The sequence below is a fragment of the Rhodococcus sp. ENV425 genome (assembly GCF_002887785.1).
GTDB classification, from domain to species: domain Bacteria; phylum Actinomycetota; class Actinomycetes; order Mycobacteriales; family Mycobacteriaceae; genus Rhodococcus; species Rhodococcus aetherivorans.
Map to the genome: position 1 here is coordinate 1 of NZ_PCZU01000057.1, position 7918 is coordinate 7918.

The window sequence follows — 7918 nt, forward strand, 5'->3', positions numbered from 1 at the left end:
AGCTACCTGGGCTGGGCCGGGTCCGCGGCCGCGCGGGCCGGGACCCGCTGGGGCGTGCTGAACCTGGACGCGCACTTCGACCTGCGGGCGGCGCCCGTCGCCACGTCGGGCACCCCGTTCCGGCAGATGGCCGAACGCGAACGCGAACAGGGCAGGTCGCTGCGCTACGCGGTGGTGGGCATCGCGCAGCCGAGCAACACGGCCGCGCTGTTCGCCGCCGCGGACGAGTTCGGGGTGCGGTACCTGCTGGACGACGAGTGCCGCGCGACGAACCTGCCCGTCGTGGAGACGTTCGTCGAGGAGTTCGTCCGCGCGGTGGACGCGGTGCACCTGACGATCGACCTCGATGTGCTGCCCGGCTGGGTGGCGCCCGGGGTGAGCGCCCCGGCGGCCTGCGGCGTCGCGTTCGAGGTGGTGCAGCACGTGTGCGACGTCGTGGCGCGCAGCGGCAGGCTCGCGCTCGTCGACGTCGCCGAGCTGGCGCCGGCCGTCGACGACGACGGGCGCACGGCCCGGGCGGCGGCCCGGCTGATCCACCGGATCGTCACGGGGCGGCCGGCGGGCGACCACCCCCGGTTCGCGGGCACCGAGCCCGGCGACGGTCCATGATGGAGGTGATGGGGTACCTCGAGATCGGGAGTGCGTCATGGCGATTCGTCGGGTGGTCGTCGTCGGGGCGGGCTTCGTCGGGTTGTCGGCGGCCTGGTTCCTGCAGGAGCGCGGCGTCGAGGTCACGGTGCTCGACCGCACCGGGGTGGCCGCCGATGCGTCGTGGGGCAATGCGGGCTGGCTGGCCCCCGCGCTGACCCTGCCACTGCCGGAACCGGCGGTGCTGCGGTACGGGATCCGTTCGATGCTCACGCCGTCGTCCCCGGTGTACGTGCCGCCCGCGGTCGACCTGCGGTTGTGGCGGTTCCTGGCGGGATTCGCGCGGCACTGCACCGCCCGCCGGTGGCGCGCGGCGATGGCGGTGTTCGCCGAGGTGAACCGGATGGCGCTGGGCGCCTACGACGATCTGGCCCGCGGCGGTGTCGTCGAACAGACCCGCCCGGCGGATCCGTTCCTGGCAGCGTTCGCGTCCGAGGACGACCGTCGCGTGCTCGTCGAGGAGTTCCGGCAGGTGGTCGCGGCGGGCGGCGAGGTGGATTTCGACCTGCTCGACGGGGACACGATCCGCACCCTGGAGCCGCTGCTCGGCGACGGGGTGCGGGCCGGGATCCGGCTGCGGGGGCAGCGGTTCGTCGACCCGCCGCGGTTCGTCGCCGCGCTGGCGGAGTCGGTGCGCGACCGTGGCGGTGAGGTCGTCACCGGGTTCGAGGTGCAGGCGGTCCGGGACGGCCCGCGGGACGTGCGCGTGGTGGGCACCGGCGGCGGGGACCGGGCGGCGGATGCGGTGGTGCTGGCCACCGGGGCCCGGCTGAACGACCTGGCCCGGCCGTTCGGGGTCCGGATGCCGGTGCAGGCCGGTCGCGGCTACAGCTTCAGCGTGCGCCCGGCGCACCTGCCGAAGAACCCGATCTACTTCCCGGCCCAGCGGGTCGCGTGCACGCCGCTGCACGATCGGTTCCGCATCGCCGGGATGATGGAGTTCCGCCGGCCCGACGCCCCGCTCGACCCGCGGCGGATCCAGGCCATCGTCGACGCGGCGCGGCCGCTGCTGACCGGCGTCGACTGGGCCGCCCGGGCGGAGGAGTGGGTGGGCTCGCGTCCCTGCACCCCGGACGGTCTGCCGCTGGTCGGCGGCACCCGCTCCGCGCGCGTGTTCGTCGCCGGCGGTCACGGCATGTGGGGCGTGGCGCTGGGCCCGCTGACCGGCCGCCTGCTGGCCGGCGCGATGACCGGTGCGCGGGCGGCGGTGCCGCGGCAGTTCGACCCGCTCCGCTGACGATCAGTCCAGGGCCCCGATCGCGGATTCCGCCGCGGCGACGAGTTCTCCGCTCGCGGCGAGCCGGGCCGCGGCGTCGATCTCCGGGGCGAGATGCCGGTCCGGGCCGGGCCCGGCCACGTGCCGGCGGAGCGCGGCGACCACCGCGCCGGTGCCGGGGGCCGGGGTGAGCGGGGCGCGCAGGTCCAGTGCGCGTGCCGCGGTGAGTGCCTCGATGGCCAGGACACGGGTCAGCGCGGCGAGGCCGCGGCGCAGCTTGCGGGCGGCGGACCAGCCCATCGAGACGTGGTCCTCCTGCATGGCCGACGACGGGATCGAGTCGACGGCGGCGGGCACGGCGAGGCGCTTGAGGTCGGCGACGAGCGCGGCCTGGGTGTACTGGGCGATCATGTGCCCGCTGTCGACGCCGGGATCGTGGGCGAGGAACGGCGGCAGGCCGTGGCTGCGGGCCACGTCGAGCAGCCGGTCGGTGCGGCGCTCGCTGATGTTCGCGACGTCGGCGACGACGACGGCGAGGAAGTCGAGGACGTACGCCAGCGGGGCGCCGTGGAAGTTGCCGTTCGACTCGATCCGGCCGTCGCGGGTGACGACCGGGTTGTCGATCGCGGCCGCGAGTTCGCGTCCGGCGACCTGCTCGGCGTGGGTCAGGGTGTCGCGCGCGGCGCCCGCGACCTGCGGGGCACACCGCAGCGAGTAGGCATCCTGCACCACCGGGCAGTCCGGGGTCCGGTGGCTGGCCACGACGGCGGAGCCGGCGAGGAGCCGGGTCATGTTGGCGGCGGCCACGGCCTGGCCGGGGTGCGGCCGCAGGGCGTGCAGGTCGGCGGCGAAGACCCGGTCGGTGCCGAGCAGGGCCTCGACGCTCATCGCGGCCGTGACGTCGGCGAGCCGCAGCAGGGCGCGCAGGTCGTGGCAGGCAAGGACCAGCATGCCCAGCATCCCGTCGGTGCCGTTGATGAGGGCGAGCCCTTCCTTCTCGGCGAGCACGACGGGCGCGAGGCCCGCCGCGGCGAGGGCCTGCGCGGCCGGCACGAGCGTGCCGGCGGCGTCGCGGGCCTCGCCCTCGCCGGTGAGGACGAGGGCCACGTGGGCGAGCGGCGCGAGGTCCCCGGAACAGCCGAGGCTGCCGTGCTCGGGCACCACCGGCGTGATTCCCGCGCTCAGCATCGCGGCGTAGGCCGTGGCGGTCCCGGGGCGGACCCCGGTGTGCCCGGTGGCGAAGGTGGACAGGCGCAGCAGCATCATCGCGCGGACCACCTCCCGTTCCACCTCGGGACCGGTCCCGGCGGCGTGAGAGCGGATCACGCTGCGCTGCAGATCGATTCGCGATTCCGGGGGAATGTGGCGGGTGGCGAGCGCCCCGAACCCGGTGGTGATGCCGTACGCGGGCCGGGGGGCGCGGGCGAGCGCGTCGACCACGGCACGGGCCGCGCCGATGAGGGCGAGCGCGTCCGCGGAGAGCCGGACCGGCGCGCCGGACCGCGCCACGCGCAGGACCTCGTCCGTCGAGACGGGACCGACCCCGACGACGACCTCCTCGGCCACGGCCACCTCCCGATCGATACGCGCTATCCGGATTGTGTCCCCGGCACCGGCCGGCGCGCCGCCGAATCGGGGTCGAGAAGGCCGGCTTCGCGCCGGATCGTGGTGACCGCATCGTCGGGACCGACCACAGCCGTGTCGATCGTCAGGTGGGCACGGTCCCACGCCTCGTAGTGTCGTCCGCGGATCTGCTGCCACGTGGGGAGCGCGAGGCCGGCGATGTCTCCGGCACGCCGCTCGGCGCGTCTGCGATGTTCGGCGGGGTCGGTGCAGACCAGTTCCACTTCGAGCACCCGGGCCCCGGCCCGGTGCGCGGCGGCGCACCAGGCGTCGCGGGTGAGTTTCACGGGGTTGACGCACTCGACGACGGTGGTGAGTCCGAGCGCGAGCTGGTCGCGGGCGAGGGCGTAACCGGCGTCGTATCCGGCGGTCCGCGGCGGCCGGGGCAGTTCACCGGAGTCCACCAGGGCCTGCTCGATCGTGTCGATCCGCAGATAGGCGGCGGCGATCCGGGCCGCCAGGCGACGGGCGACGGTCGTCTTCCCGGTCGCGGGCAGGCCCCCGATCACGATCAGCCAGGGCCGGTTCACGAGGCCGGCCCCAGCGTGTCCGCCACCCGGCCGAACCACTCGAGCACGGCCCGTTCGTAGACGATGCCGAAGTCCAGGGTCGCCGACGAGTACGGGTCCGCGCAGTGCTCGGCGGCGGCGCGCTCGTAGTCGGCGAGCCGGCGTTCGTGGGCGGCGCGGTGGACGGCGAGCATCTCGGCCAGCCTGCCGGGCGGCAGGTGCCTGCCGAACGCGACGGTGAGCAGCAGCGGGTAGCGGATGTTCTCCGGTCCGGGTTCGCGTTCGATCCACTCGGCGAATGCGGCGCGGCCGGAGGCGGTGAGCGCGAAGGGCTTGCGGTCGCGCGGGCCCACCTCGCCCGCCTCGACGAGACCGGCCCGTTCCATGGCGGCGAGTTCGCGATACACCTGACTGGTCGTGATCGACCAGAATTTCCCGATCCGCTCCTGCGCGGTCACCACCAGATCCCACCCGGTCTTCGGACCCTCGTGCAGGAATCCCAGCAGCGACGCCGCGGTGGCGTTGAGCGGACGAGCCGCGGGGGCATCGAGCGGACGGTCGACCATGGCGGACACCTTTCCCGGGGGCTTGACATTCCACTGTGGCATATCCACCATAGTGGTATCGACATTCCACTGTGGAACCTCAGTGGTCTCGACCCTCCGCAGGAGGCAGCGATGGAATACGTCAACGGTGTCCGGATCTCCGACCCCGAACGCGAGCGGCTCGTCGACGAGCTGGGCCGGCATCTCACCGCCGGCCGGCTCACGATCGGCGAGTTCGACCAGCGGGTCGGCGAGGTGTACCGGTCCGTCACCACCGACGAGGCGCACCGGGTACTGAGCGACCTTCCGGCGGCACCCCCGGCCTCACCCGCACCCCCGCCCGCCCCGGCCCGCACCGCGGACCGCCGGCTCCCCCTGCATCAGCGGATCGAGTGGGGAGCCTGGGCCGCAGCCGGGACGATCAACCTCGTGATCTGGGCGATCGTGTCGATCGCCGTCGGCGCGGCCGTGTACCCGTGGCCGGTCTGGGTGATCGGGCCGTGGGGCCTGGTACTGCTCGGCCGGACCCTCGCCGGACGGGAAGGCGCCGGCCACCGGGCGCACCCCGGCCGCGGCTCGTCGCGGGCCCTCCCCGCCGGCGGGTGGTGCACGTCCGGGTGGCGGGCGTCACAGACTCGGCTATGATCGACGGGCTGTATTTGTAACTCGCGGTTACGCGAAGAATCAGGGAGGCCCCGTGTCGAAGACCCTCGAAGCCACCGTCGAGATCGCCGCATCGCCACAGCAGGTGTGGCATGTGATCTCCGACCTGAAGCGGATGGGCGAGTGGAGCCCGCAGTGCCGGAAGATGGCCGTGCTCGGCGGACCCGTCGGAGTCGGGACCAAGACGATCAATGTCAACCGCAAGGGCCTGCTCGTGTGGCCCACCACCGCCAAGGTGCTCGCCTTCGAGCCGGGGCGCCTGCTCCGCTTCCGGGTCAACGAGAACCGCACCGTCTGGTCGTTCACCCTCGAGCCCACCGACACCGGCACCCGGGTGATCCAGCGACGGGAGGCGCCCACCGGGACCAGCAAGGTCTCGCAGTTCCTCATCGACAAGGTCCTCGGTGGCGCGACCGCCTTCGACGACGACATGGTGGTCGGCATGAACGCCACCCTCGCGCGCATCAGGAACGAGGCCGAGGGCGCGGCCCTCGCACGGTGACCCTCCTCGCGTAGGCTGTGTTAGCCCGCGGGCCGCACGCCCGCGGGTCACACCGCGCGACACTAAGAGGAGCCGTGGCCCGAAAGCCCACACCCCCCGGAACCCCACCGCCCACCAGCGTCGAGCACGTTCTCGAACTGGTCCGCAAGACGATTCCACCGCTCCACCCGGCAGGCATCCCCTTCGTCGCCGCCCCGCTCGCCGTCGCGGCGCTCGGCCGCAACCGCAAGTGGGTCCGTCGCGCCGGCCTCGTCTCGGCCGCCGCCACCGCAGGATTCTTCCGCCACCCCCACCGGGTGCCGCCCAACCGGGTCGGCGTCGTCGTGGCCCCGGCGGACGGCGAGGTGGCCCTCGTCGACACCGCGGTGCCGCCCGCCGAACTCGAGATGGGCACCGAGCCGCGGCCGCGGGTGAGCATCTTCCTGTCCGTGCTCGACGTGCACGTCCAGCGCAGCCCCGTCGGCGGCACCGTCACCAAGGTCGTGCACCGCCCCGGGCAGTTCCTCTCGGCCGACCTCGCCGATGCCAGCGAGGTCAACGAACGCAACAGCATGCTCCTCGAGACCCGCGACGGCGCCGACGTGGCCGTCGTCCAGATCGCCGGGCTGCTCGCCCGCCGCATCGTGTGCGACGCGAAGGCGGGCGACACGCTGCCGATCGGCGACACCTACGGCCTGATCCGCTTCGGTTCCCGTGTCGACACCTACCTGCCCCCGGGCAGCACCCTCCTCGTCGAACGCGGGCAGAAGACGATCGGCGCCGAGACCGTCATCGCCCAGCTGCCGTGAGCCCGTCCGCCGCCTCCCCGGCAGCCCCGGAACGCAAACGCCGCGGTCGCCCGCAGGCCGTGCGGCTGCTGCCGAGTGTCATCACGATCCTCGCGCTCTCCGCCGGCCTGTCCGCGGTGAAGTTCGCCCTCGACGGCCAGCTGGGCACCGCCCTCGGCATGATCGGCGCGGCAGCGGTGCTGGACTCCCTCGACGGGCGCATCGCCCGCCTGCTGGACGCCACGACCAAGATCGGCGCCGAGCTGGACTCGCTGTCCGACGCGGTGGCGTTCGGCGTGGCCCCGGCCCTCGTGCTGTACGTGACGCTGCTGGACGGCAGCCCGTTCGGCTGGATCATCTCCCTGCTGTACGCGGTCAGCATCGTCCTGCGCCTCGCCCGGTTCAACACCTTGCTCGAGGACGACACGGTGCCCGCGTACGCCCGCGAGTACTTCGTCGGCGTGCCGTCCCCCGCCGGCGCCCTCGTCGCCCTGGCGCCGGTCGCCGCGCACATCCAGTGGGGTGAGGGCTGGTGGGACTCCTACCCCGTCGTGGCCGCCTGGACGCTGCTCACCGCCGCCCTCGTCGTCAGTCAGATACCGACCCTGGCGATGAAGTCGGTGTCCGTGCCGCCCCGCTACGCGGTGATCCTCCTGGTACTCGTGGCGGTCGCGGCGGCCGCGCTGGTCACCTACCCGTACGTGCTCATGCTCGTCCTCATCGGCCTGTACCTGGCGCACATCCCGTTCGCGATCCGTTCCAAGCGCTGGGTGGCGGCGCGGCCGGAGACATGGAACATCAAGCCGTCCGAGCGGCGCGCCCTGCGCGCCGAGCACCGCGCCCTGAGGCCACGGCGGGTCGCGATCCGGCGCGCCCCGCAGCCCCGGCAGTCCGCCGCGCGACTCGGTCTGCGCCGCCCCCGCGGACGCTGACGACGCTCTAGGCTCGGCGGGGTGAGCAGCCCCGAACTCGCGTTGACCGTCCGCCTCAACACCTCCGCGGCCGATGCGCGCCGCGGCGTCGTCCGCGTGCACCCGGAGGTGCTCACCGCGCTGGGCCTGCGCGAATGGGACGCGATCGCGCTGATCGGGGGGCGCCGCACCGCGGCCGTCGCCGGCCTCGCCCCCGCCGGCACGCCGACCGGCACGATCCTGCTCGACGACGTGACGCTCTCCAACGTGGGGCTGCGCGAGGACGCCACCGTCCTCGTCGGCCCGGTCGTCGTCCACGGCGCCCGCACGGTCGCGGTCACCGGATCGGCACTCGCCACCCACACGATCGACGACGTCACCCTGCGCCAGGCACTGCTGGGCAAGGTCCTCACCGTCGGCGACGCGGTGTCGCTGCTGCCCCGCGATCTCGGACCGGGCACGAGCACCGCCCCCACCACGCGCACCCTGTCCCGCACGTTCGGGATCGCCTGGACCACGGAACTGCTCACCGTC

9 protein-coding genes and 1 pseudogene are annotated in these 7918 nt (G+C 73.9%); 7 read left to right on the plus strand and 3 right to left on the minus strand.

Going from position 1 to position 7918, the window contains the following annotated elements; translation table 11 throughout:
* Together CQZ88_RS04340 and CQZ88_RS04345 are read left to right on the plus strand one after the other, a co-directional pair.
* Window positions 1-609: arginase family protein (locus CQZ88_RS04340; RefSeq protein WP_180986943.1), on the plus strand; the 609-nt coding region annotated here is incomplete at its 5' end.
* A gap of 37 nt (window positions 610-646) precedes the next feature.
* Window positions 647-1885 carry an FAD-binding oxidoreductase gene (locus tag CQZ88_RS04345; RefSeq protein ID WP_065922271.1) on the plus strand — a complete coding sequence of 413 codons (1239 nt, stop codon included), beginning with the start codon at window positions 647-649 and terminating at the stop codon, window positions 1883-1885.
* Between the two features lie 3 nt (window positions 1886-1888).
* Here the strand turns inward: CQZ88_RS04345 and hutH are convergent, their stop codons facing one another.
* From hutH to CQZ88_RS04360, 3 genes are read right to left on the minus strand one after another with little or no spacing between them, the layout of a single operon-like run.
* A complete protein-coding gene (gene hutH, locus CQZ88_RS04350) occupies window positions 1889-3436 on the minus strand; it encodes a histidine ammonia-lyase (protein ID WP_102799298.1) in 1548 nt (515 codons plus the stop codon).
* Between the two features lie 17 nt (window positions 3437-3453).
* Window positions 3454-4017, minus strand: a complete 564-nt coding sequence (locus CQZ88_RS04355; protein ID WP_102799299.1) for an AAA family ATPase — start codon at window positions 4015-4017, stop codon at window positions 3454-3456.
* A complete protein-coding gene (locus CQZ88_RS04360; protein ID WP_029545315.1) occupies window positions 4014-4562 on the minus strand; it encodes a PadR family transcriptional regulator in 549 nt (182 codons plus the stop codon). The genes CQZ88_RS04355 and CQZ88_RS04360 overlap by 4 nt, the downstream gene beginning before the upstream one ends.
* A gap of 111 nt (window positions 4563-4673) precedes the next feature.
* Here CQZ88_RS04360 and CQZ88_RS04365 point away from each other — a divergent pair, with 111 nt between their 5' ends.
* The 5 genes and pseudogenes from CQZ88_RS04365 to CQZ88_RS04385 all read left to right on the plus strand — a co-directional run.
* Entirely contained in the window at window positions 4674-5186 is a 513-nt protein-coding gene (locus CQZ88_RS04365; RefSeq protein ID WP_029545317.1) for a DUF1707 domain-containing protein, read from the plus strand.
* A gap of 52 nt (window positions 5187-5238) precedes the next feature.
* Window positions 5239-5706, plus strand: a complete 468-nt coding sequence (locus tag CQZ88_RS04370) for an SRPBCC family protein (RefSeq protein WP_006932414.1) — start codon at window positions 5239-5241, stop codon at window positions 5704-5706.
* 74 nt (window positions 5707-5780) lie between these two features.
* Entirely contained in the window at window positions 5781-6494 is a 714-nt protein-coding gene (locus CQZ88_RS04375) for a phosphatidylserine decarboxylase (protein WP_006932415.1), read from the plus strand.
* Window positions 6491-7405, plus strand: a complete 915-nt coding sequence (locus CQZ88_RS04380; protein WP_006932417.1) for a phosphatidylcholine/phosphatidylserine synthase — start codon at window positions 6491-6493, stop codon at window positions 7403-7405. Before CQZ88_RS04375 ends, CQZ88_RS04380 begins: the two co-directional genes overlap by 4 nt.
* A 21-nt stretch (window positions 7406-7426) precedes the next feature.
* Window positions 7427-7918, plus strand: a pseudogene (locus CQZ88_RS04385) (ATPase); the annotation flags it as partial.

What these genes read in the sequence shown, in the direction of transcription:
- CQZ88_RS04345 (WP_065922271.1), top strand. Translation starts at nt 647, where the DNA reads ATGGCGATTCGTCGGGTGGTCGTCGTCGGGGCGGGCTTCGTCGGGTTG.
- CQZ88_RS04360 (WP_029545315.1), bottom strand. Translation starts at nt 4,562, where the DNA reads ATGGTCGACCGTCCGCTCGATGCCCCCGCGGCTCGTCCGCTCAACGCC.
- CQZ88_RS04365 (WP_029545317.1), top strand. Translation starts at nt 4,674, where the DNA reads ATGGAATACGTCAACGGTGTCCGGATCTCCGACCCCGAACGCGAGCGG.